The organism is Stenotrophomonas sp. GW821-FHT09E08 (assembly GCF_059416125.1).
Window position 1 is genome coordinate 141,522 of the sequence record NZ_JBWKOO010000003.1, and the last position, 24,046, is coordinate 165,567.

Sequence of the window (24,046 nt, forward strand, 5' to 3'; positions counted from 1 at the left end):
GGGACCGTGGCGCTACAGCGCTTGAATGACCTGCAGCAGGTGGGTCGCTTCTGGCGCCTGCGCCTGCGCAAGCCAACCCAGCACAGCACAGCAAAGAACAGCACCAGGCCGAGCAGCGGCCAGATCGTGTGCGTCACGCATACCCGCCACCATCCCTGCTCCTGCATGCCCCGCATGCGCCGGTACAGGCCACCGGCGATGGCGGCGTCCACCAGCAGCTCGGCCATCAGCACCGGCGCCGACCACACCACCCACATGCTCGCCAGCAGGACGGTGGATCATGGAACATGGAAGCTCAAGAACCTGATGCAGCATGCGGACATCCTTGCCGGGCACGCGTGGGCGGTGTTGCGCGGATTCTACCGCGGCCGGAGCCGCTGTCCAGACGACGGGCCGAGGCCATCGATCATCAGCTGCGGTCGATGATCCGCACGATGCGGCCGTCCTCAAAAGCAAACTCGCTGCGTCCCTTCAGAGACAGTTCCGGGCCCGCGCTGGGACCACCGGGAATGTCCTGCGCGAACACGCCACGCCAGCCGATGCTGGCCAGCGCCATGCCATCCTCGAAGGTCAACTCGAGCAACCGCTGTTCGCGCTCACGGAACAACGGCGCCGATTGCCGTGCCAGTTCGCCGAAGGCATCGATGCCTTCGGTGACCATCGTCAGCTGGCCACCGCTATGGTTTTCGAAGCGCACGTTGTGCGCCAGCACCGCCAGCACCGCCAGCATGGCGTCGATGTCGAAGCGGTTGTAGGCCTGCAGGTAGTGCTCGATCAGGTGGCGGCAGTGCGATTCGTCCATGGCGGCGTCCAGTCAGGGCCTGCGCCGAGTCTCCCGCGACCGTGCCGCCGGATCAAGGCGGCGCGGCGGCCTTCAGCAACTGCGCGGCCACTTGGTCGAACGGGCCGATGTCCTGCAGTGCGCGGCACATCGCCACCGCACCTTCCACGCTGGCAATCACCAGGCTGGCTAGGCCGGCCGCCGCTGCCGGGTTGTGACCTTCGGCGACGAACGCCGCCGCCAGATGGCCCTGCCAGCGCGCGAACACTTCGGCCGCAGCGGCACGCGGCTGGCTGGGCATGGCCTCCACCGGCTCCTCAACCGCAGCGGCCAGCACCGGGCAGCCAGCGCGGAAATCGGTGCGCAGCAGGCGCTCGCGCCACATCGCCAGGAACTGCTGCAGGCCCTGCACTGCGCCGCCCTTCAGCAGCTCCACCAGCAGCGCTTCCACCTTGTCGCCGGCCATATGGGTGGCACGCGCCAGAAGCTCCTGCTTGCCGCCGGGAAAGTGGTGGTAGGTGGAACCCAGCGGCGCTTCGGCCAGCTTGGTCACCTCACGGATGCTGGTGGCATTGAGGCCCACGCGCGCCAGCATCTGTGCCGCAGCATCAATCACGCGTTGAGGCGCATCAGAGGGGCGCGGGCTCACGGCAGGCTCCTTGCCAGGACAGTCGTCATAGATTAGCGTACCGGCGATTCTATAACAGTCGTCATAACCATGAATCTCTGGTTCCGCCTGCTCCACCTGCTGCTGTGCAGCCTGTTCCGGCCCAAGCTGGAGGCCCCGTTCGGGGTCTCGCGGCTGCAGTTCCGGGTACTGCCCAATGATCTGGACAGCAACCTGCACATGACCAACGGCCGCTACTGGAACATCTTCGACCTTGGCCGGCTGGATCTTATCCTGCGCATGGGCCTGGGCCGGGTGGCGCTGCGCGAGAAGTGGGCACCGATCGTCGGCGCGGGCACCATCCAGTTCCGCCGCGAGCTGAAGCCGTTCCAGCGCTTCACCCTGGAAACGCGGCTGGTGGGCTGGGTCGGTTCGCGCGGCATCATGGAGCAGCGCGTAATGATCGGGACCGAGCAGAAGATCGCCACCCGTGCGCTGCTGGTCACCGGCATCTACGACCGTCGCGCGCGGCAGTTCCTGGGCATGCCGAAGATGATGGAAGCAATCGGCGTGGTCGCCCCACCGTCGCCGCCGCTCAGTGCGGCCGCCGAAGCGCTGCTGGCGGCTGATGCCGCGTTGAAGCAGGACGATGCCTGAGGCGCGTCAGCCCACCTTCGGCATGTTCTTGGTCACACAGTGAATGCCACCACCGCCGCCAGCAATCGCGTCGATGTCCACCTGCTCGATCGCGCGGCCGGGATACATGCCTTCCAGTAGTTCACGGCAGAATCCATCGGCTGCGTCGTCACCGAACTGCGGCGCGACCACCGCGCCGTTGATCGGCAGGTAGTTGATATAGCCCATCGCCAGATCGTCGTTGTCGCGGGTATGCACGTTGTCGCGTCCGTCAAGCGGCGGCGGCAAGGTATGCACCTGCAGGCGACGGCCATCGGCATCGGTGGCCCTACGCAGGATCTGCAGGTGTTCGCGCGTCAAGTCGTAATCGTAGGACTCCGGATCGTTGTCCAGATTGGCGATCACCACGCCCGGGCGTACGAAGCGCGCATAGAAATCCACGTGCGCATCGGTGATGTCCTTGCCGGCGATACCGGGCAGCCAGATCACCTTGCGCACGCCCAGGCGATGTTTCAGCTCGGCCTCGATATCCGCGCGCGACCAGTCCGGATTGCGGTTGCGGTTGACCCAGCAGCTCTCGGTGAGGATCGCCGTGCCATGGCCGTCCACTTCGATACCACCGCCCTCGCCCACCAGATCGCTTTCCAGCAACGTCGCGCCGGTCACCTGCGTCAGCCACGGCGCCACCGCGCCATCGTTGCGCGCACTCTGCTTGCCACCCCAGCCGTTGAAGTTGAAGTCGACCAGGCCCAGCCCGCCCTGGCCATCGGTGACGAAGCACCCGCCGTAGTCGCGCACCCAGATGTCATCCAGCGGCACCTCGAGGAACTCGATGTTGTCGCGGCCACAGCGGTCCTGCGCCTGCTTCAACTGCGCCGGGCGGCACAGCACGCTGACCGGCTGGTGGCGTGCGATGGTGCGGGCCAGCCGCGCCACGGTCGTGTTCACCGCATCGGCCTGCGCGCCCCACACCCGCGGCTGCGCAGCAAAGGCCAGGAACACGCGTTCCTGCGGACCATGTTCATCGGGCATGCGCCAGATGCCTGCGCCCGGCGCAGCCGCAGCCACGCGCCCCGGCAGGCCGGCCATACCCAGAGCGGCCAGGCCACCAAGACCAGCGGCGCCCGCCAGTTGGGTGAGGAAGTGACGACGATTGCTCATGACAGGCTCCAGGCCCGGTGTGGGATGGGCGCTATGCTGCGCTTGCGGACACATAAGAACAAACGATAGATTCAGCCATCACTTGAACAGTTTTACTTAACTGAAATGCTCAAGCACTGGCCACCGCTGAACGCCCTACGGGGTTTCGAGGCTGCCGCCCGGCTGGGCAGCTTCCATCGCGCGGCCGAGGAACTGCACCTGACCCAGTCGGCCATCAGCCAGCAGATCCGGGGCCTGGAAGCGTCGCTGCAGCAGCCGTTGTTCTTCCGGCAGGGCCGCAGCGTCACCCTCACCGACGCCGGCATCGACCTGCTGGAAACCACTCAATCCCTGCTGCGGCAGCTGGCCAGCGGCATCCGCCGGCTCGATCAGTACCGCAAGCCCAATCAACTGATCGTCAACACCAGCCCGGCCTTTGCCCGGCATTGGCTGGTGCCGCGCCTGGCCAGCCTCCACCGCCTGCACCCCGACGCCGACCTGTGGTTGCTGACCAGCGAAGAAGCACCGGACATGACCACGCAGACGTTGGACGTGGCGGTACGCGATGACCTCGACTCACAGGCGCAGTGCCAGCATCGCGTGCTGCTGCAGGACCGCCTCTATCCAGCCTGCCATCCCAACCTGCTGGCCACGCCCGTGCACGAACGCCTCACCCTGCATGGCGAACGTGAGATGGACTGGAGCCAATGGCAGGTGCAGGGTGGCGCCGATGTCGGCCAGCGCCGCGAGGGCATGAACTTCTCCGAGCCCGGGCAACTACTGGATGCCGCGTGCCAAGGGCTGGGTATCGCCTTGGTCAGCGAGCTGCTGGCAGCCCGCGCCTGCGAACAAGGCCTGCTGCAAGCCCTGGATGAGGCACGCGTGCGCGGCCCGCGCTGGAGCTGGCTGGTGCACCAGGACAGCACGGCAGATCCGCTGGTGATCAGTTTCTGCGAGTGGTTGCTGGCGAGTCTGCCCGCGGGAGCTACTTCCGCTGCAGTGCGTGTTTGACCGCCGCCTCAGCCAGCGGCGCCATCACCGCATAGCCCTTCGCGGTGGGATGCACACCGTCGTCGGCCAGCTGCGGATCCAGTCCACCGGCCTTATTGGCCATCGGCGTGTAGTAGTCCAGATAGACCATCTGTTGTGCATCGGCATAGCGCTTCAATGCCGTGTTCAATGCACGCACCTTGGGCGCAGGTGCCGTGCCCGGCAGCCACGGGTAGTCGCTGACCGGCAGCACTGATGCCAGCACCACGGCGATGCCGTGTGCACGGGCGAGGTCCACCATCGCGTACAGGTTGTCTTCGATCATCGCCTGCGTGGACGGGCCGGTGTTGCCGGCGATGTCGTTGGTGCCGGCCAGGATCACCACCACCTGTGGCTTCAGCGCCAGCACGTCCTGCGGGAAGCGCACCAGCATCTGCGCCGTGGTCTGGCCGCTGATGCCACGATTGAGCCAGCCCTTGCCGGGGAAGAAACCGGCACTGCCTTCCCTTCCCCAGCCTTCGGTGATGGAGTCGCCGAAGAACACCACGCGCGGCTGGCCCGGCACTGCCGCAGGCAGTTGCGCGTTGGCATCACGATAGCGTTGCAGCTCCGGCCAATCGGCCAGGCGCTGCTGCATGAAGCGCACTTCGTCGGGACGAAGCTGGTCAATGGGCGTCCGCAGCAGCGGATTGACTGCGACGGCTTCAGCGGCACCCAGCGGAGAAGCCAACGCGAGGCCCAGCATCACGACGGTGGCAGTGGCAATCCCAACAGGTCCACGCATGCGGTTTCTCCTGAAACGGTCTCCAGCAGTCTAACGCCCTGCCCCGCGCTCAGCGTGCAGCCGTGCGCGCCGCGACACCGGTCACCTTCGCCGGCATCCACATGCCCGGCGTCCAGCCGCTGGCGGCCAGGATCGCCTTCGGGTTGTCCTGCTGGATCAGCGCACGCACCGCATCACGCTTGTCCTTGGCCTGGAGGTAATAGGCCTTGGCGATGCGGTACCCCACCCAGTAACCCAGGTCATAGGGCTCCTGCGAGCCCGGCTTGTAGTTGTACAGCCACGGCGACAGGTCGGTGCTGTCCAGATCCAGTGCGAATGCACTTTCGATATGCACTTCCCGGCCGCGCGTCCACGCCGCGTGGCGCCCATTGCCGACGTTGCCGGAAATCAGTTCGGTGATGAACTCGGCGATGCCTTCGCCCAGCGACACGCGCAGCACGGTCGCGCGCGGATCTCCCGGCTCGAAGTCGCTCAGGCCGGTCTGCTGGATGTGCACGTACTCGTGTGCGATCACGTGCACGAAGCGGTCCTGCACACTGGGATTCATGAAGTCGGCCGCGCACAGCGCTTCCAGGCCGATGATCACCCCACTCTTCGAGGTCAGCCCCACAGGCCGGCCACGGCCCACTGCGATGGTCACCGGCGGGAACCGGGTCTGCGGATAGATCGCCTGCAGGTTGGCGAACACCTGTACGAGGCGCTGCTTGACCGCCGGCAGCTCGGCCAGGCAGTTTCGCCCCTGCGCATACAGCTCGGGCTGGCTGGCGATGGACTCGGCCATCCGTTCGGGAGTTACCCGGCGCGCCTTGGCCAGCTCCGCCAGGCCCGTCGAACCTTCGGCCATGTATCCACGCAGCTGCGCAACACTGGGTTTACCGCCAGCACCATCGTAAAGCGCATAGAAACGACTGACATCCTCGGTGAGGATCTGCGGCCCCGCCGGAGCTGCCGCCGTGGCCACGCCCGTCGCCCCGGCACAGGCCAGGGCCAACAGGCCGCGCAGGATCATGGACATCGCTCCGTCCTTGGTGGAGTGCATGCGAAGCGCGCAATCTATCACTCCGCACGGCCAACCGCAGCAGGCGGATGCGGGCACCCCGGCGCTGTGCCAGACTCGCTTCGGCACCTGCCACGGAAGATGGAGCACCGCACGATGATGATCGTTCCCGCGTACTGGGCCGAAGCCCGCCTGCAGGCCCGTTTCCGCGGCCGGCCGGTGGTCGTGCGTCGCTTCGGCTGGTCCGACGAAAGCCCTGCCGAGGCCCAGGGACACGCCGACCGCCGTGCCAACGAAGCACTCAACGCCATTCTTGCCGGGCAGGCGCTCCCGCGCCGCGAAGTGCGCAGCAATTACGGCGTGGAAGGGGTACCGATCCGCGAGCAGATCGTGCAGCGCGACAGCGATGTCATCATCACCCGCAACAGCTATGGCGCGCTGTGCCTGAACACCCCGGACGTGCTGTTCGCCGACATCGACCATGCGCAACCACCGGCAGGTTGCGTGATGCCCGCCCTCATCGCCGCAGCGCTGCTGTTCGCCGGTGCCATCATCGGCACCCTGCTCTGGCACTGGCTGGTGGGACTGGTACTGGGTGTGGCGGCCGTGGTGCTGGTGAACGCCGCGATGCTGATGCAGCGCAAGCGGCGCCTGGCCGCCGCCGGTGGCGCCGAAGGTGTAGCCCTGCAGCGCGTCGCAGTCTTCATCGAACAGCATCCGGATTGGCATCTGCGCGCCTACCGCACGCCGGCCGGGCTGCGTGTGCTGGCGATGCATGCCTCGTTCTCGCCCGAGGACGAGCAGCTGCAGTCGTTCTTCAAGGCACTGGGCACCGACACCCTGTACGCGCGCATGTGCCGGCTGCAGCATTGCTTCCGTGCGCGACTGACACCGAAGCCGTGGCGCGTCGGCCTGAGGTACCGCATCCGGCCACCGGTGGCCGCATGGTCAGCCGAACAGGCCAACAATCCGGATCGACTGGCCTGGATTGCCGAGTACGAAAAGAAGAGCGCCGGCTTCGCGGCCTGCGCTTATCTACGCAGTTTCGGCGATACGACCCGGGTGCATGCCAAGGCCGAGCACGTGCGCGATCTGCATGACCGGCTGTCGCACGCGCAGGATCGTCTACCGCTGGCGTGAGCGTGGCGGACGCTCAGTCAGCGCTCTGCACGAACGGCTGCCCTGCCAGGGTAGTGCCCAGCCGCACCGCGATCTGTTGACCGTCCTTTTCGAAGGTCGTCGCACACTGCTTTCCGTCCTTCTGGCATCCGACTTCCGGAAAGCCCTCCAGCGACTCCGGCGCGCCCTGCGCAGGCTTTATCTGCCAGCCTGCGGCATCCAGCAGGCGCTTGGCCTTGGCGTAGGGCATGCCGGCGATGATGCCCAGCTGCGCCAGTTCGGTCGGCAGTGGCTGCGCACCCGCAGTTGAGACCAGGACCAAGTACAACGTTCCAGCAAGAAGGATGGCTTTCATTGCAACGACCCGGGGCGAACTCACAGGGTCAGCCTAGCCCATCTGCATGGCATGCGAATGTGCCGGTAACACGTCGTTACCGAGTCTCCACAGTTGATTGCAAAGCCGTCGGCATCATTTACATGTGGACAGCAGCCGAGCATGGGCTCGGCTCTACAGGATGCAGAAAGGCCGCCCGGAGGCGGCCTTTCCACGGCAGTCGAGCAAGCTCGACTCTACTTTGCGTTCTTCACGTAAGTGTCGAACCAGTTAAGCATTTCCGCCACCAGCTGTTCGTTCGATTCCAGCGCCGTGTACCAGTGCGGTTCGTTCGGCAGCATCACCAGGCGGGTTGTGCCGCCGTTACCGCGGATCGCCTGGTACAGCTTGCGCGACTGGAACGGCTCGGTGCCCGGGTTGGCGTCGTCCTCACCGTGAACCAGCAGCAGCGGCAGCTTGATCTTGTCGGCGTAGAAGAACGGCGAGGCCTTCAGGTACACCTGCTGCGCCTGCCATACCGAACGACGCTCGTTCTGGAAGCCGAACGGGGTGAAGGTCTTGTTGTACGAACCGCTGGTCGCCACCCCGGCCTTGAACAGGTTGGTGTGGGCGATCAGGTTGGCGGTCATCAGGCCACCGTGGCTGTGACCGGTCACGCCGATGCGGTTGCGGTCGACCACGCCCATGTCCACGGCCTTGTCCACCGCAGCCTTGGCGTCGGCTTCCAGCTGCTCCAGGTAGGTGTCGTAGGCGTTCTTCGGGTCACCCACGATCGGGAACGAGGCGTTGTCGATGATCGCGTAGCCGGCCAGCAGCATCAGGCGGTACGGCTGCAGACGGGTGAAGGTCTGCTGCGAACCGGACACCTGACCGGCCTGCGCTGCATTGGCGAAATCGGCGGGATACGCGTACAGGATCGCCGGCACGCGCTGGCCTTCCTTGTAGCCCGGCGGCGTGTACAGAGTGAAGGACAGGTCCACGCCGTCGGCGCGCTTGTAGGTCACCAGCTGCTTCTTGATCTGGCGCACTTCCGGGGTCGGGTCGACCAGCCTGGTCAGCGCGGTCGCGGTAGAGGCGAACTGCGCTTCGCCGGTCTTCGCGCCGGCCACCGCTTCACCCTGCTGGCGGATGAAGGCATTCGGCGGATCGATCACCGACTGGTGCCAGGTCAGGTAGCGCCCCGGCGTGTTGCTGAAGCCGAGGAACTGTTCGTAGGCGTCGGCACTGCTGCGGAACAGGCGCTCGCTCTTCAGCGTGCCCAGGTCCAGGCGGTCGAGGAACGGGCGGTCACCCTGCGGTGAGGCGCCACGGCCGCTGAGGAAGACGTGGTTGCCATCCTGGCGTACGACCTGCGCGCCATTCGGCAGGCGGGTGAAGACCAGGTTGCCGGGATTGCCGTACAGCTCATCGCTGGACATGTCCCACAGCAGGCGGCCTTCCTTCTTCGGCTGGTCCACATCGACGATGCGGGTCTGCATCCAGTGGCGGTTCTCGTCGTTCTCGTACTGGAATGCCACGGCCGGATCGGCGGTCCACGCGAAGCCCTCGAATCGCTGCGCGGTACGGGTGATCTCGGTCGGCTTGCCGTTGAACGGGGCCTTCAGCATCAGCACTCGGTCACGGTGCGGCACGCTGATTTTCCAGTCGCCCTTGTCCAGAGCTTCGGCATAGACCAGAGTGGCCGGATCGGTGGCTCGCCAGTCGAAACCGCGCGGGCCCTCTGGCACGCCGTGCACCGGCACGCGATCCGCCAGCGGCAGGCTGGCGATCGGCGTGCTGCGCCCGTTGCTGACATCCAGCACTGCCACATCGTTGGCGAAGCGCTGGTAGGTCACGGCATGCGAGTACGGGGCCTTGATCGATTCGGTCAGCACATGCACGCCATCGGGCGCGGCGCTGACCTCGTTGAACAGCGCCGGCTGCCCGACCGGGCGCACGCTGTTGGCGGCGGTATCGACCACGGCCAGCTGCGACGCACCGTAGTAGGCGAACAGCTTCTCGTCATGCACGCTGGTCAGCGTGTCGCGGGCTTCGTAGGTGCTGCTCTCGCCACTGCTGCCCAGCGACTCCTGCGCATCCGGACCAGTCGGCACGCCACCGTTGGACGGCGCCGGACCCTGATTGGCCGGTACCAGCTTCACCAGCAGGTTCTGGCTGCCGCCCAGCCACTGCACGGTGTAGCCGAAGATCGGGTTCAGCTGCACGTTCGGCACCTGCTTCACCTGGCCGGTCGCAGCATCGCCGACCCACAGCTGCACGCTGGTATCAACCGCATTCTGGAAGGCGAAATGGCTGCCGTCAGCCGACCACAGCGCGCCGGTGGCGCAGCCCTGCGGCAGGTTGACCTTGGTTTCCTTGCCGCTGCCGATATCGACCAGGGTGAAGTCGGCCACGCAGGCCGGAATACCGTAGCCGCCGGGAGTGTCATGGCGACTGCGGTTCTTCGGCTCCAGACGCACACCGGCCAGCTTCAGGTACGGCTGGGCGACACGGCTGATCGACGGATAGGTCTGTGCGGTGGTCAGCAGCAGGCGCTGGCCGCCCGGGGCCACGTTCGGTGCCGGCGGCGGCGGCGCCTTCAGCACCTTGAGCAGGTGTTCCGGCGGCTTCGCGTAATCGGCAAGCGCCGGGCCAGCGGCCAGCAGGCCGACAGTGGCAACGGCAACAGCCGCCGCCAGAGAGGTTCGACGGATCAGCATCCTTATCCCCTGGGGTGTGAATGGGTACCCGGAATCGGGCATGGCCCCGAATCTAGCACCGCAGGGGTTGTCGTGAATGGGCCGGAAGGGCTAGTGGCCGGATGGAGCAAAGTGGAGTGCAGGTGGCCGGACGGCCATTGCGAGGCATGGCCTGGCACTACTGCTGGGCGTGCAGGTCCCAGGCGGTCAGATAGTCCGGGTCGACCACGATCATGCCGCTGTTGCTCATCCGGTACTCGCCCGGCTGGGCCGGCAGGTACTGGTCGAGCATCGGCGGCAGGTAACGCTCGTGGCCATCGTTCTCGTCGGCCAGCACCACACCTTCATCGGCACTGATGCGCAGCACTGTTCCCGCATACTGCTCCAGTCCCTGCACCTGGCCGTCGCCGCCGTAGCGGGTCACCCCGACCAGCACCAGTTTTCCGATCATTTCTTCGACCTTGGCATCGTCCAGGGCCGGCAGCATTCGTTCGTATTGGTCGCTCATCGGTGCACCTCCAAAGCCTGCAGGATCATCATGGACAAGCCAGCCTTCGCGCTGCGAAGGCCATCGGGCAACGCAGGGACAATCTGACGGGCGTATGTCTGTATTGCAGGGCCGGCACGTCAAGGCCGGGACCGCGTCGGGTGAACAGTGGCGGATGCTGTGGGTGGCGGCCATCCGTGCCGGCAAAGTGGCCGTATCAGACCAGGGTCAACACCACGCGTTGCATTGCATGCAGGGTAAAGCGTGACAGCTGCGCAGTTGTTGCATGACGGCCTCCTGTTGAAGGTCACACGCGAAGTTGATGCTCCATGGACCCGATGCTGACATCGCGCGCGGAATGGTCAAGTGAAGAATGCGCACCCGTTCACCTTTTGTATCGCATTCGGGTGCTTCGATTACGCTTAACCTCTGCTTCACCCGGCTGCACCTAGGGTCAGCCTTCAATCTGCAAGGAACGCACATGCCCCGGTACGCATTCATACGACCGTGGACGCTCGCACTTTCAGCGGCCACGCTCTGCGCCTGCGCACATGCCGCCGACCGCACGCCGACTTCTCAAGGAACCGACACCATGGCCCCATCTGTAGCCGAGACTTCCCCGCCCTCTCCGCTCAACGCCGAGCAGTTGCTGTTGCGCCTGCTGGACCTTATCAAGACGACGACCTCCACCCGCGAGCTCACCGCCGAGCGCCTGTCCGCGGCGATGCAGGCGCCGGCGCAGGTCTTCGGCCCCGGCCACTTCGGCTATGGCGGCACGCTGACACCGGAATGGGGCTATGGCCTGGAAGTGCAGCGGGCCGGCACTGCCGACGCGCGGCTGGACCTGAACTTCATGGACACCAGCAGCGATCGCAAGGCCTCGGCTGCGGCGATCTGCCAGGTCGACTTCAACCACTTCGCTTCGGCACTGGATGCCGCTGGCTTCAAGCGCGAGACGGTGCGCGGCGAACACGGCCGGGTGATCTACGACCGCTTCGATCGACCGCAGCTGAGCATCAAGGTCGACACGATGCCCGAGAACCCCCACGCCCTCGGCGACGCCACGCATGCCTGCGTGCGTCTTGTCACCGTGCAGTAAGGGGAGCCATCAATGACGATCCTTTCCGCAGAAACGGAACGCCTGCTGGGCGAGTTCGCCGGCAAGACCGACGTCACCAGCGACCAGGTCGGCAACCTGCGCAGCGTCATCGCGGGTTCGCCCGTGCTGGCAAAGCAGGTGGACGCAGCCATCGCGGCAGGCTATCTGGAACGCTTCGAACTGTTGCCCGCCACAAGCAATGCGGGTGGTACCTACGAGACCGGCACGAAATCCATCAACCTGCCCGCCAGCAGCTTGTCGACCCCGGCGGCACCGGACAGGTTCAACGCAGCCGAGGTCACCTTTGTGCTCGGTCACGAGATCCAGCATGGCTTCAACGATGCTGATGTCGAGCGTGCCTACGTGCAGTTCGATGCCGACGTGGAGCAGATCGCAGGCCGTACCACCAGCCATGATTACACCGAGGCGATCGGCACCCTGCTCGCGGCCAACCGCCGCGATGAGGCCTCTTCGAACATCGCAGGCTGGAATGCGCTGGTCAGCCAGGTACGTGCCAGCAACCCGGACGCTACCCTGCGCGACCTGTATGAAGCCAGCACCCGCTCGACAGACGTCATCCAGTCGCGACCCGGCCCGCCGATCACCTATGCACCGCACCCGGAGCTGACCCTCAATGCGGACCTGACCATCTCCCCCACCGCAGCCAACATCGAGGGAATGGCCAAGCACTATTACGATCAGGGCGTCAGCACCGGCCTGGGCCATCATGGGAATTCGGACTACCAGAATTTCTACGGCGTCCAAGCGATCGAACTGGCCAGCGGATACGAGGCCGCGAATCCAGCGCCCGACGGCGTCAGCCGGATGGAAGTGAACATGAAGAAGCTGGGCCTGGACGAGCGCCTGCTGGAGCAGAACGGGCTCAACCTCGGCGAGGGATCGCCCCCGCGCCAGCCCTACTTCGATACCAGTACCTCGCCGTCGACGCTGCGTTACTTCGACCACACTGAGGGCACGCATACGCATGTGCCGATCACCGCACGGCATGCGACGGAGGGCGATGGCATACCGACGCCGCTTGCGGAAGGGCGTGACCGCTCCCTGCACGAACAGATCCGCGGCAAGGTGGCTGAGCTGGATGCCGCCAATGGACGCAGCTTCGATGCGTCCAGCGAGCGCCTGAGCGCCAGCCTTCTGGTGCTGGCCCGCGAAAACGGGCTGGACCGGGTCGACCATGTGGTGCTCAGCCGCCAGACCGATGGTACGGGCGCGGCGCAGAACATCTTCGTGGTGAAGGGGCCGCTGGATGATCCAGCCTCGCTGCGCGCCTCCTCGCCCACTGCCGAGGCCGCACAACGCCCCGTGCAGGAAAGCCTGGACACGCTGGCCGTGGCCAACCGGCAGGCCGACCAGGCCTCGCAGGAACAGACCCGCGCGCAGGTGCTGGAACAGCAGCGCGGTGCGCTGGCTCACTGACGGTGAACGACATGGAGTCGCCGGGGCGCTCCCGGCGCTCCCTTGGCGGCACCCACGCTAGAATGCGCGCATGCGCACCGTACATGCCCTCCGCTACATCACTCCCTTGCGGGAAGGTGGCTCCCTGCCGGCCGTGGTCGAGACCGACGACGACGGCATGGCCGTGCTGAAGTTCCGTGGCGCCGGCCAGGGACCGAAGGCACTGATCGCCGAACTGATCGCCGGTGAGATGGCGCGCACGCTGGGCCTGCCGATTCCGGAGATCCTGTTCGTGGAGCTGGACCGCGAGTTCGCCCGCACCGAGCCGGATCCGGAGATCCAGGAACTGATCCGCGCCAGCGAAGGTTTGAACCTGGGCCTGGACTACCTGCCCGGTGCGATCAACTACGACCCGGCGGCAATGCCGGTGGATGCCGATCTGGCCTCGCGCATCGTCTGGTTCGATGCGTTCACCAGCAATGTCGACCGCACCACGCGCAACCCCAACCTGATGGTGTGGCACCGCAGGCTGTACCTGATCGATCACGGCGCGGCGATGTACTTCCACCACGATTGGGCCAATGCTGGCGATGCCTGCGAGAAGCCGTTCGTTCTGATCCGCGACCATGTGCTGCTGTCGTTCGCCAGCCGCATCGCCGCGGTGGATGCCGAGCTGGCCGCGCGCCTGACCGATGCCGAGATCGAGCGTATCGTCGGCCTGGTGCCGGACAGCTGGCTGGTGAATGAGCCCGCGTTCGACAGCCCGCAGGCCTACCGCCAAGGCTACATCAGTTATCTCAAGCACCGCCTGAAAGTGCGTGCGGTGTTCGTGCAGGAGGCCATCCGTGCCCACGCTGCACACGTATGACTACGCCGTCATCCGCGTGGTACCGCGGGTGGAGCGCGAGGAATTCATCAACGTCGGGGTGATCGTCTCCTGTCCCGGCGCGCGTCATCTGGAAGCGGCCATCGAGATCGATCCGGCACGCCTGCAAGCCTTCGCCCCAGCGCTGGACCAGGAGGCACTGCAGCCGTGGCTGGATGCGATCGTGGCCATCTGCCGCGGCGACGCGACCGCCGGACCAATCGCGCAGCTGCCCGCGCGTGCGCGCTTCCATTTCCTCACTGCCAAGCGCAGTTCGGTGGTGCAGATGTCGAGCACGCACGTCGGCCGCACTGCGGACCCGACAGGTGTGGTGGAACATCTGATGACGAAGATGGTGCGGGTGCCGGAATGACCGGCACACGTCGCGATCAAAGCGGCACACGTCGCGCGATGTAATTGACCACATTGCCGATCGCATCCGGATCGACATTGGCCAGCCCAACGATCACATAGCCCTGTGCGGGCAGCACCACGATGGCGCTGTTGGAGCCGGGCGCACCGCCTTCGTGGCCGTACTGGTGCTCCCTGCCCTCGCCCTGCACCACGAAGCCGAATCCGTACCAGCCCTTGTGGTTCTGCGCCGTGGTGGCCTGCTGCAGCAATGCAGGTGAGACCAGCCTTCCACTGCGCAATGCCTCGGCGAATTTCACCATGTCGGCCACCGTGCTGTAGCCACCACCGGCTGACATGCCGCGCCAGGGCAGCGACTTCGTTTCACGGACCCATTGCCCATCCTTCTTCGTATAGGCGACGGCACGCTGCGGGACGCTCACTGTTTCCGGCTCGAAGCCGGTGCCGGTCATTCCAGCCGGGCGCAGGATGTGCTCTTCCAAATACGCGTAGTACGACTGCCCGGAGACGGCCTCGATGATCCGCCCAAGCACGATAAAGCCATAGTTCGAGTAGCTGTCCTGGCTGCCCGGCGTGAAGTGCGGTGCATCCCTGGCAAAGCGCTGCACATAGTCATCCAGCGTCTTCAACGACGCGGAATAATGCTCGAAATCGTCGCCGAAGAAATCGCCCAGGCCGCTGGTGTGGGTCAGCAGTTGGCGCACGGTCACGGTACCGGCAACGGCCTTGTTCGGATAGTCCGGCAGATGCTTGCCGATCGTGTCATCAAGGCTGAGCTTGCCCTCCTGCACCAGCTGCAGGATGGCCACTGCAGTGAACATCTTGTTGGAAGACGCAAGGCGGAACTGCGTACCCACGCCCACTTGAATACCAGCGGTGCGATCGGCATCGCCACCGCGCCAGTCCAGCAGCACATTGCCGTTCTGTGCCACCTGCAACGCACCCGACAGCGCATCCTGCGCCCGCAGCGCCTCCAGTTTTGCTGTGGCATCGGCCATCAGCGCAGGCAAAGCAACCCTCTCCGGCTTGAACTTGTCCGGCGTTTCAGTGCCTTCGATCTGGAACTGCTTCACATGCGCCGGGCTGGCCGGATCCATGACGGCCGTCACCCACATTGCGCGCTCGCTCAGCTGGCCCATCACCAGCAGCTTCGCCTGGCTGGGCGCGCTCTCGAGTGTTTCCAGCACGCGCAGTGGGCCGGTGCTCTCGCGGAACTCGAGATAGTCCTTGGGACTACTGCCTTGCTTCTTCGCATACCTGTCGGCGAATGCCTGCAACGCATCGAGGCTGCCTGCATTGAACGCCGCAAGCCAGTCATCGATGGCATCCTGCGCGCGCGGATGTGCACGTTCGGAAGATGTTGCGCCAACTGCTGGAAAAACCGACGTGGCCATCAAGACCGAACATGCCAGCGCATTGCAGAGAAGCAGACGTCCAACAGCCCTCATGGCAGTTCCTTTGCGGGGATCCCTGGGCGCATCCTAGACGAAGGAACCACCCGCCGCATCTACGCTAGGGAGTCTGCCGCAACACCTCTACGGTGACGTTGAATGCCTCGATGCGCTGCCATTCGTCCCGTTCGTACGGCAGCGATTCCACCCCCATGCCGATCTGGTATCTCACCGCGTCCGGACCTTCGCGCCAGTAATGAGGTTCACCGTTGCTCCAGCCGCAGCAGACGTAACGCAACGCAGGCAAGCCGAACGTTGCGTGCAGGAAGGCTTCGACCTTCGCTGCCTGGGCACCCGCAACGCGGTAGTGGGCTTCGATCGGCTTGATGTAGGAGGCATCGTTCTGGCTGCAATCCACGTACTCCAGGCCTTCTGGTTTCCGGCCCATTGCCTTCAGGAAGTCCTGGCAGACCGTGTCAGGTCGGGCCAGGCCATCGGCACGACCGTGCGCTTCCCACTCCGCCAGCGCCTGCGCTGGAAGTTCGGCAGCCTGCAATCCGGAGCTGAACAGCAACGCAGGCAGCACCAGCAGCAGGAAGCGCGCGACACGCTGCAGCCATGGAAGCGACATGAGGATGCGATCCTTCGCGGTTGATGGAAACCATGCTAACCGATGGTCGCGCTATCGCCGCGCCATGGTCTGTTCGTTGAACCACGCCACGCAGAAGTCGAGGAAGCTGCGCAGCTTGGGGGTCAGCTGGCGATCGCGTGGATACACCAGGTTGATCCAGGTCGACACCGGCACGTACGCCGGCAGCACTTCCACCAGTTCACCGCGCGCCAATGCTCCGGCCAGCATTTCGTGCGGCTGCAGGATCAGCCCCAGCCCCCCGATGGCGGCGGTCAGCAGCGGCTCGGCCTGGTTGACCATGAAACGGCTGGACACCGGCACGGTCAGCACGCTGCCGTCGGCGTCGCGGAAGCTCCAGCGGGTGCGGATGATCGAATGCGCGAAACCCAGGCACTCATGGCGGCTCAGATCGTTGGGATGCGTAATGGCCGGACGTGAATCGAGGTAGCCCGGCGACGCACACAGGACCAGGGGATACGGCCCCAGCCGTCGCGCCACCAGCCCGCTGTCGGCCAGGTCACCGGTACGGAACACCAGGTCGTAACCGTCTTCGACGATGTCCACCAGGCTGTTGGACAGGTTCAGATCGACCTGCACGTCCGGGTACTGCTGCATGTAGGCGACCACCGCCGGACCCAGTGCGTGCACGCCGAAGGTGACCGGCGCGCTGATGCGCAGGCGTCCCATCGGCCGCCCGCGGGCCACTTCGGCCAACTGCTCGGCGCCCTCCACTTCTTCCAGGATCACCCGCGCCCGCGCCAGATAGGCCTGGCCGAAGTCGGTCAGGCTCTGCTTGCGCGTGGTGCGGTTGAGCAGGCGCACGCCCAGGTGCTGTTCCAATGCCTGGATATGCTTGCCGACCAGTTGTGGCGACAGGTCCAGTGCATCGGCCGCAGCGGCGAAGGAGCCGGCCTCGGCCACCTTGGCGAAGGTCCGCAGGGGAGCGATCAGATCCATTGCAAAAAATTATTTTTCAATGAAACGAGAGATTACCCCTTATTCTGGATGCAGGCCACGCGCACAGTAGACCTCACCTTCCTGCCGGCTCCCTTCGCCGGCTTCTCATTGGAGCCCTCCCCATGACCCAGGTTGTCCGCATCCACGAGTACGGCAACGCCGATGTCCTGCGCATCGACGACATCGACGTTCCAGCCCCTGCCGCCGACGAGATCCAGATCCAGGTAAAGGCCATCGGCCTGAACCGCGCCGAGGTGATGTTCCGCAACGGCGCCTACCTGCAGGAAGCGCAGTTCCCCAGCCGCCTGGGCTACGAAGCGGCCGGCGTGGTCGAAGCCGTCGGCAGTGCGGTGAGCGGGTTCGCAGTCGGCGATGCCGTCAGCGTGGTCCCGCCGCTGGATATCGCACGCTGGGGCACGTACGGCGAACTGGCCAACGTGCCGGCGCGGCTGGTGGTCAAGCATCCGCAGGCACTGGGCTTTGAAACGGCGGCCGCGGTGTGGATGCAGTACGTCACCGCTTGGGGTGCGTTGCTGGAGCAGGCGCAGCTGGCTGCTGGGGATTTCGTCATCATCACCGCTGCCAGCAGCAGTGTCGGCCTGGCCGCGATCCAGATCGCCAACGCGGTAGGTGCCACGCCGATCGCGGTAACGCGCGGCCCGGGCAAGCGCCAGGCCCTGCTCGATGCCGGTGCCGCCCATGTCATCGCCACCCAGGAACAGGATCTGGCGGCCGAAGTGGCGCGCATCACCGGTGGTGCCGGTGCCCGCGTAGTGTTCGACCCGATTGGTGGCCCGCAGTTCGTGCCGCTGACCGAAGCCATGGCGCGTGGCGGCATCCTGCTGGAGTACGGTGCGCTGAGCAGCGAACCGACCCCGTTCCCGCTGTTCAACGTGCTGGGCAAGTCGCTCACGCTGAAAGGCTATCTGTACTCGGAAATCGTCTCCGACGATGCCGTACTGGCCCGCGCCAAGGCATTCATCGTCGATGGCCTGGACAAGGGCGTGCTGGCGCCGAAGATCGCCAAGGTGTTCCCGTTCGCGCAGATCCGGGAGGCACACCGTTACCTGGAATCGAACGAGCAGATCGGCAAGGTGGTGGTGACGGTGTGACAGCGCCACGCACTGGGGGCGGCCCGCCGCCCCCAGTCCGGTTACCTCGGCAACGCAAACGCCATCACGTAATCGCCGTTCGGGGTTTCCATGAAATGGTGGCCGCCGGCCATGATCACCACGTACTGTCGCCCGCCCTGCTCGTACACCATCGGGTTGGCCTGCCCACCCGCCGGCAGCTTGGCATGCCACAGTTCCTTGCCGGTCTTCAGGTCGATGGCGCGCAGTAGATCGTCGGTCGCAGCGGCGATGAAGATCAGGCCGCTGGCGGTGACCACCGAGCCGCCATTGTTCGGCGTACCGATCTCGATCGGCAGGCCGGAGCGGATTCCGAACGGCCCATTGCCGCGCGCACTGCCGAATGGGCGGTCCCACAGCAGTTTGCCGGTGCGCAAATCGATGGCACGGATGCCGCCATAGGGTGGCTGCTTGCACAGCAGCCCGGTGAACGGCAGCCGCCAACCTGCGTTCACCTGGATGCCATAGGGCGTTCCCACCTGCGGGTCACCAGCCCCTTCAGCGCCGCCCTTGTCGACGCGGATCTTCTCGCGCGGCAGCCAGCCCATGCGATCGGCCTCCGCGCGCGGTACCAGCCGGTTGTAGTTGGGCATGTCGTTGTAGTTGGCCACGATCACGCCACGGCGGGTATCCACCGCCACGCTTCCCCAGTCCGAACCACCGTTGTAGCCGGGGTACTCGATGGAGTGCCGATCGCTGCTCGGCGGCGTGTAGAAGCCTTCGTAGTACGCCTTGCGGAACTGGATGCGGCAGACCAGCTGGTCGATCGGAGTGATGCCCCACATGTCGCGCTCGGTCAGGTCATGCTCGCGGCGCAGTGTGTGGTACAGCGAGAACAACTGCGTGGGCGAACGCTGCTCGGGCTCGACGCCACCGACGGGTACCTTGCGCTCCTCGGCGGCGGTCAGCAGCTGGCCGTTGCGGCGGTCGAGGATGTACATGTCGCCCTGCTTGGTCGGCAGCAGGATCGCCGGCACCTTGCCGGCCGCCGTCGGGTAGTCGATCAGGCTGGCCTGCGAACCGAGGTCGTAGTCCCACACGTCCTTGCGCACCGCCTGGAAATGCCAGACCGGCTTGCCGGTGGCCACGTCTATCGCCACCAGCGAGGTCGAATAGCGGTTCTGGTTTTCGCTGCGTGAGCCACTCCAGTAGTCGCCCGCCGAGTTGCCCAGTGGCAGGTAGACCAGGCCCAGCGCCTCATCGCCGGTCGCGGTGGTCCACATGTTCGGCGTGCCGCGCGTGTAGGTCTGCTCGCGCGGCGGCAGGCCGTTGCGCTCGGGCTGGTCCATGTCCCACGCCCAGCGCAGCTTGCCGGTGATCGCGTCGTAGGCCTGGATCACGCCCGAGGGCGCGTCGCGGCGCTGCCCATCCAACACCTGGTGACCGGTCACGATCACGCCTCGCACGATCGCCGGTGGCGAGTTGATCGACACGTAGCCAGGGGGCACTTCGCCCATTCCAAGGGTGATGTCGACCTGGCCGTTGTTGCCGAAGTTGGCGCAGGGACGGCCGCTGTCTGCGTCCACCGCGATGATGCGGCCGTCCAGGGTGCCTTCAATGATGCGGGCCCAGCACGCGGGATGACTGCCCGGCGTAGCGCTGCGGGTGACGCTGGGCGGTGGTTCGGGCAGCGCCAGATCGGCCGCGACATCGGCCAGCGCTGCATCGGCCATCGTAGGCGCGTTCGGCTGCTCGTAGTAGCTCACGCCACGGCAGGCGGCGGTGTACGGGATCGAGGCGTCCTTCACCTTCGGATCGAACCGCCACAGCTCCTTGCCACTGCTGGCGTCGAGCGCGATCAGGCGGTTGCGCGCGGTGCAAAGGTAGAGGCGGTCGCCGACCTTCAGGGGCGTGGTTTCCGCGCCCCAGCGCTTCTTCGGCAGGTCACCGGTGCGGAACTGCCAGGCCGGCTGCAGCGTGGCCACATTGGCCGGGGTGATCTGCTGCAGGGGCGAATAGCGGGTGCCCGCATTGCTGCGGCCCCACGCCGGCCAGTCGCCTTCGGCGGGCTGGTCAGCCGGCTGCAGGCCAGTGGTATCGCGCGTTGGTTCCAGTCCGGCGCTGACGGCGCCTTCCGGGAACGGCAGGTGCCCGTCCACTTCACCATGCGGGGCGAAAGCCAGGCCGAAGGCGGCCACGAACACCAGCATCAGCGAGCCCGCCACGCTGCGCGACAGACGCTTTGAAACCGGCTCGCGTAGCGTCGGCGCCAGCAGCGCCAGCACGATGCCCAGCGCGGTCATCAGGCCCAGCCGTGGCACCCAGCGCCAGTAGTCGCTGCCCGATTCCCACCAGGTCCACAGCAACGTGCCCACGAACACCAGCGCGTACAGCAGCGCGCCACTGCGGCGGTTGCCGAACAGCAGGATGCCACTGACCAGCAGCCCCAGGCCGGCGATGGCGTAGTACGCCGAGCCACCGAGGCTGAGCAGCCACGCACCGAGCCCGCCGATGACCAAGCCGAGCACGACCAGCAGCAGCGACAGCACGGTGACCAGAGGATGGCGGGGCGGAGGCGCGGAAGCAGACTGCGGCGTGGCGGACATCGTCGATCTCCGGGGGGCAGCATGCGCCGTTATCCCACCGCCGATGTGAAGCGCGCGCGTAAGTGCGGGCACCGGATACGACGACGCCGGCACAGGGCCGGCGTCGTCGGGTACCTCAACCTCGCGGCAGGATCACTCCTGCGCGGCGTCCTCGCTGCTGGCAGCAGCCGGGGCGCCATCGGTCGCGGCCGGGGCGGCGACAGCCACCTCGTCCTCGTCCTCGTCGATCGAGGCATCCATGCGCTCCACCGCCTGCAGCTTCTCGTCCTTGGACAGGCGGATCAGGGTCACGCCCTGGGTGTTGCGGCCGACGCGGCTGATTTCCGAGCCACGCGTACGCACCAGGGTGCCACCATCGGAGATCAACAGGACCTCGTCGCCCGAACCCATCAGTACCGCAGCGACCAGCTTGCCGTTGCGCTCGGTGGTCTGGATACCGATCACGCCCTGCGTGCCGCGACCCTTGCGCGGATAGTCCGGCAGCGGGGTCCGTTTGCCATAGCCGTTTTCGGTGGCGGTAAGGATGTACTGCACGCTGGCGTCATCGGCGCCGTCGATCACCGCATCGCCATTGGCTGCGGTTTCCTCGACACCGTTGTCGTCCTCGTTCTCGTCCTCGCTGCCACCCGCACTTTCGGCCACGATCAGGCTGACCACTTCCTCGCCGGCCGGCATCTTGATGCCGCGCACGCCGGTAGCGGTACGGCCCATCGAACGGACCTTGTCCTCACCGAAGCGCACGGTCTTGCCGTTGGAGGCGAACAGCAGAATGTCGCGCTCGCCATCGGTCAGGCCGACGCCGACCAGGGCATCGCCCTCGTCGAGGTTGATCGCGATCTTGCCGCGGGCCAGACGGAAGGCGAACTCGCCCAGCGGGGTCTTCTTGACCGTACCGTTCTTCGTGGCGAAGAACACGAACTGGCCATCAGCGTACTCACGCACCGGCAGTACGGCCTGCACGCGCTCACCCGGTTCCAGCGGAATCCAGTTGATGATCGGGCGGCCACGGGCGTTGGAACCGGCTTCGGGCAGCTGGTAGACCGGCAGCCAGAACACCTTGCCCGAACTGGTGAAGGTCAGCAGCGTGTCGTGCGTGTTGACCAGCCACAGCTGTTCGATGAAATCCTCTTCCTTGGTGGACGCTGCACTGCGGCCACGGCCACCCCGGCGCTGCGCGCGGTACACGCTCACCGGCTGGCGCTTGACGTAGCCAGCATGGGAGACGGTGACCACCACGTCTTCCGGCGCGATCAGGTCGAGGATGTCCAGGTCTTCTTCGCTGTGGCGGATTTCGGTACGACGCTCGTCGCCGAACTCGGCCTTGACGCTGATCAGCTCTTCGCGGATCACCTGCAGCAGGCGATCGGGATCTTCCAGGATGTGGATCAGCCCGGCGATCACTTCCAGCAGCTGCTTGTATTCCTCGGTCAGGCGGTCCTGCTCCAGCCCGGTCAGGCGGTGCAGGCGCATTTCCAGGATCTGGGTCGCCTGGATCTCGGTCAGCTGGTAGCCGCCTTCGATCAGGCCCACACCCTTGGGCAGGTCATCCGGACGCGAGGCTTCGGCACCGGCAGCGCCCAGCATCGAACCGACCAGGCCCGGTTCCCACAGGCGCGCGAGCATGCGCTCACGGGCTTCGGCGGGGTTCGGCGAGGTCTTGATCAGTTCGATCATCTCGTCGATGTTGGCCAGCGCGACGGTCAGGCCTTCCAGCACGTGGGCACGGGCGCGCGCCTTGCGCAGCTCGAACACGGTGCGGCGGGTGACCACTTCGCGACGGTGGCGGACGAACGCCTCCAGCATCTGCTTGAGGTTCATCAACTGCGGGCGGCCATCGACCAGCGCCACCATGTTGATGCCGAACACCGATTCCATCTGGGTCTGCTGGTACAGGTTGTTCAGCACAACCTCGGCAGATTCACCGCGCTTGATCTCGATGTAGATGCGCATGCCGTCCTTGTCGGACTCATCGCGCAGCTCGCTGATGCCTTCGATCTTCTTTTCCTTGACCAGCTCGGCGATCTTCTCGATCAGACGCGCCTTGTTCACCTGGTAAGGAATTTCAGTGACGATGATCGATTCGCGGCCGTTGTCGGCCACTTCGATGTCCGCCTTGGCACGGATGCGCACGCGGCCACGGCCGGTGCGGTAGCCGGCGATGATGCCGGCGGTGCCATTGATGATGCCGGCAGTGGGGAAGTCCGGGCCCGGGATGTACTCCATCAGGCCGTCGACATCGATTTCCGGGTTGTCGATCAGCGCGATGCAGGCGTTGATCGACTCGGTCAGGTTGTGCGGCGGGATGTTGGTGGCCATGCCCACCGCGATGCCGGCCGAACCGTTGACCAGCAGGTTCGGGAACCGTGTCGGCATGACCGTCGGCTCCAGTTCCTTCTCGTCGTAGTTGGGCTGGAAATCGACGGTTTCCTTGTCGATGTCCGCCATCAGCTCATGCGCAAGGCGCGACATGCGCGCCTCGGTGTATCGCATCGCCGCAGCGGAATCGCCGTCGACCGAACCGAAGTTACCCTGGCCATCGACCAGCATGTAACGCAGCGAGAACGGCTGCGCCAGGCGCACCAGCGTGTCGTACACCGACTGATCGCCATGCGGGTGGTACTTACCGATGACGTCACCGACGATACGCGCCGACTTGAAGTAGGGCTTGTTGCTGTGCGCGTTCAACTCGTTCATCGCGAACAGCACACGACGATGCACCGGCTTGAGGCCATCGCGCGCATCTGGCAGCGCGCGGCCCACGATCACGCTCATGGCGTAATCGAGGTAGCTCTTGCGCATCTCGTCTTCCAGGTTGACCTGGATGATTTCCTTGGCGGTTTCTGCCATTCGGGTTCCGTTGTCTGGTAGCGGTCCAGTCCGGCGCAGCCCCCTGCGGGAGGGAGTCGTGCCGGAACCTCGATTCAACCGCTGGATTCTACCACAAAGGGGCGTTTCCCGCCTGCCTTTACGGTGATTTTACCGGCACAAATCAGGAACTTAGGGGGTTGCCGGCCAGCGGCCGGCGCTACCGGGGCTGGGGGTCGGAGCCCTTCCTTGCGGAAAGGGATCCGACCACGACCCTGCCT

21 protein-coding genes and 1 pseudogene are annotated in these 24,046 nt (G+C 65.6%); 8 read left to right on the forward strand and 14 right to left on the reverse strand.

Annotated elements, in window-relative coordinates:
• Positions 1-12 precede the first annotated feature (12 nt).
• The 3 genes and pseudogenes from AC07M7_RS05335 to AC07M7_RS05345 all read right to left on the reverse strand — a co-directional run.
• Positions 13-278: pseudogene (locus AC07M7_RS05335) on the reverse strand (hypothetical protein); the annotation flags it as partial.
• 131 nt (positions 279-409) lie between these two features.
• Positions 410-802 (reverse strand): nuclear transport factor 2 family protein, encoded by a 393-nt coding sequence (locus AC07M7_RS05340; protein WP_495206902.1) that lies wholly within the window; start codon positions 800-802, stop codon positions 410-412.
• A 52-nt stretch (positions 803-854) separates the two neighbouring features.
• On the reverse strand, positions 855-1,430 hold the full coding sequence (locus AC07M7_RS05345) for a TetR/AcrR family transcriptional regulator (RefSeq protein WP_088026467.1): 576 nt from the start codon (positions 1,428-1,430) through the stop codon (positions 855-857).
• Positions 1,431-1,499: 69 nt separating this feature from the next.
• Between AC07M7_RS05345 and AC07M7_RS05350 the strand changes: the two genes are divergently transcribed.
• Entirely contained in the window at positions 1,500-2,045 is a 546-nt protein-coding gene (locus tag AC07M7_RS05350; RefSeq protein WP_046986807.1) for a thioesterase family protein, read from the forward strand.
• Between the two features lie 6 nt (positions 2,046-2,051).
• On the opposite strand, the gene AC07M7_RS05355 is transcribed toward AC07M7_RS05350, so the two are convergent.
• Entirely contained in the window at positions 2,052-3,185 is a 1,134-nt protein-coding gene (locus AC07M7_RS05355) for an agmatine deiminase family protein (RefSeq protein WP_495206903.1), read from the reverse strand.
• A gap of 105 nt (positions 3,186-3,290) precedes the next feature.
• Between AC07M7_RS05355 and AC07M7_RS05360 the strand changes: the two genes are divergently transcribed.
• Entirely contained in the window at positions 3,291-4,175 is an 885-nt protein-coding gene (locus AC07M7_RS05360; RefSeq protein WP_495206904.1) for a LysR family transcriptional regulator, read from the forward strand.
• Here AC07M7_RS05360 and AC07M7_RS05365 read toward each other — a convergent pair.
• Positions 4,150-4,938, reverse strand: a complete 789-nt coding sequence (locus AC07M7_RS05365) for an SGNH/GDSL hydrolase family protein (RefSeq protein WP_295380637.1) — start codon at positions 4,936-4,938, stop codon at positions 4,150-4,152. The genes AC07M7_RS05360 and AC07M7_RS05365 overlap by 26 nt on opposite strands.
• Positions 4,939-4,987: 49 nt before the next feature.
• Complete coding sequence (locus AC07M7_RS05370; RefSeq protein WP_046986802.1) at positions 4,988-5,953, reverse strand: DUF2268 domain-containing putative Zn-dependent protease; 966 nt, start codon at positions 5,951-5,953, stop codon at positions 4,988-4,990.
• A 138-nt stretch (positions 5,954-6,091) separates the two neighbouring features.
• On the opposite strand from AC07M7_RS05370, the gene AC07M7_RS05375 reads away from it, so the two are divergent.
• Positions 6,092-7,075, forward strand: a complete 984-nt coding sequence (locus AC07M7_RS05375; RefSeq protein WP_495206905.1) for a hypothetical protein — start codon at positions 6,092-6,094, stop codon at positions 7,073-7,075.
• 13 nt (positions 7,076-7,088) lie between these two features.
• Here AC07M7_RS05375 and AC07M7_RS05380 read toward each other — a convergent pair whose 3' ends face one another.
• The 3 genes from AC07M7_RS05380 to AC07M7_RS05390 form a co-directional block, all read right to left on the reverse strand.
• Positions 7,089-7,409, reverse strand: coding sequence for a hypothetical protein (locus tag AC07M7_RS05380; RefSeq protein ID WP_046986800.1), 321 nt, complete (start codon positions 7,407-7,409; stop codon positions 7,089-7,091).
• A 215-nt stretch (positions 7,410-7,624) separates the two neighbouring features.
• Positions 7,625-10,087 carry a S9 family peptidase gene (locus AC07M7_RS05385; protein WP_337302672.1) on the reverse strand — a complete coding sequence of 821 codons (2,463 nt, stop codon included), beginning with the start codon at positions 10,085-10,087 and terminating at the stop codon, positions 7,625-7,627.
• Between the two features lie 157 nt (positions 10,088-10,244).
• The gene (locus AC07M7_RS05390) at positions 10,245-10,574 is read right to left on the reverse strand and encodes a hypothetical protein (RefSeq protein ID WP_006376346.1); all 330 of its coding nucleotides are present in this window, start codon (positions 10,572-10,574) and stop codon (positions 10,245-10,247) included.
• 571 nt (positions 10,575-11,145) lie between these two features.
• On the opposite strand from AC07M7_RS05390, the gene AC07M7_RS05395 reads away from it, so the two are divergent.
• The 4 genes from AC07M7_RS05395 to AC07M7_RS05410 all read left to right on the forward strand — a co-directional run bounded on the left by AC07M7_RS05395 (position 11,146) and on the right by AC07M7_RS05410 (position 14,306).
• Positions 11,146-11,652, forward strand: coding sequence for a hypothetical protein (locus tag AC07M7_RS05395; RefSeq protein ID WP_248298428.1), 507 nt, complete (start codon positions 11,146-11,148; stop codon positions 11,650-11,652).
• 12 nt (positions 11,653-11,664) lie between these two features.
• The gene (locus AC07M7_RS05400) at positions 11,665-13,089 is read left to right on the forward strand and encodes an XVIPCD domain-containing protein (protein ID WP_495206906.1); all 1,425 of its coding nucleotides are present in this window, start codon (positions 11,665-11,667) and stop codon (positions 13,087-13,089) included.
• Between the two features lie 70 nt (positions 13,090-13,159).
• Positions 13,160-13,936 (forward strand): HipA family kinase, encoded by a 777-nt coding sequence (locus AC07M7_RS05405; RefSeq protein WP_100434942.1) that lies wholly within the window; start codon positions 13,160-13,162, stop codon positions 13,934-13,936.
• Positions 13,914-14,306 (forward strand): DUF3037 domain-containing protein, encoded by a 393-nt coding sequence (locus AC07M7_RS05410; RefSeq protein WP_046986795.1) that lies wholly within the window; start codon positions 13,914-13,916, stop codon positions 14,304-14,306. The genes AC07M7_RS05405 and AC07M7_RS05410 overlap by 23 nt, the downstream gene beginning before the upstream one ends.
• A gap of 16 nt (positions 14,307-14,322) precedes the next feature.
• On the opposite strand, the gene AC07M7_RS05415 is transcribed toward AC07M7_RS05410, so the two are convergent.
• From AC07M7_RS05415 to AC07M7_RS05425, 3 genes are all read right to left on the reverse strand, one after another.
• Positions 14,323-15,753 (reverse strand): serine hydrolase domain-containing protein, encoded by a 1,431-nt coding sequence (locus tag AC07M7_RS05415; RefSeq protein ID WP_317233338.1) that lies wholly within the window; start codon positions 15,751-15,753, stop codon positions 14,323-14,325.
• Positions 15,754-15,817: 64 nt separating this feature from the next.
• A complete protein-coding gene (locus AC07M7_RS05420; RefSeq protein ID WP_495206907.1) occupies positions 15,818-16,327 on the reverse strand; it encodes a DUF4952 domain-containing protein in 510 nt (169 codons plus the stop codon).
• Positions 16,328-16,378: 51 nt separating this feature from the next.
• Complete coding sequence (locus AC07M7_RS05425) at positions 16,379-17,284, reverse strand: LysR family transcriptional regulator (protein ID WP_046986794.1); 906 nt, start codon at positions 17,282-17,284, stop codon at positions 16,379-16,381.
• Positions 17,285-17,406: 122 nt separating this feature from the next.
• Here AC07M7_RS05425 and AC07M7_RS05430 point away from each other — a divergent pair, with 122 nt between their 5' ends.
• Entirely contained in the window at positions 17,407-18,396 is a 990-nt protein-coding gene (locus AC07M7_RS05430) for a zinc-dependent alcohol dehydrogenase family protein (RefSeq protein WP_495206908.1), read from the forward strand.
• Positions 18,397-18,437: 41 nt separating this feature from the next.
• Here AC07M7_RS05430 and AC07M7_RS05435 read toward each other — a convergent pair whose 3' ends face one another.
• Complete coding sequence (locus AC07M7_RS05435; RefSeq protein ID WP_495206909.1) at positions 18,438-20,960, reverse strand: membrane-bound PQQ-dependent dehydrogenase, glucose/quinate/shikimate family; 2,523 nt, start codon at positions 20,958-20,960, stop codon at positions 18,438-18,440.
• A 132-nt stretch (positions 20,961-21,092) separates the two neighbouring features.
• A complete protein-coding gene (gyrA, locus tag AC07M7_RS05440; protein ID WP_012511546.1) occupies positions 21,093-23,807 on the reverse strand; it encodes a DNA gyrase subunit A in 2,715 nt (904 codons plus the stop codon).
• Positions 23,808-24,046: the final 239 nt, after the last annotated feature.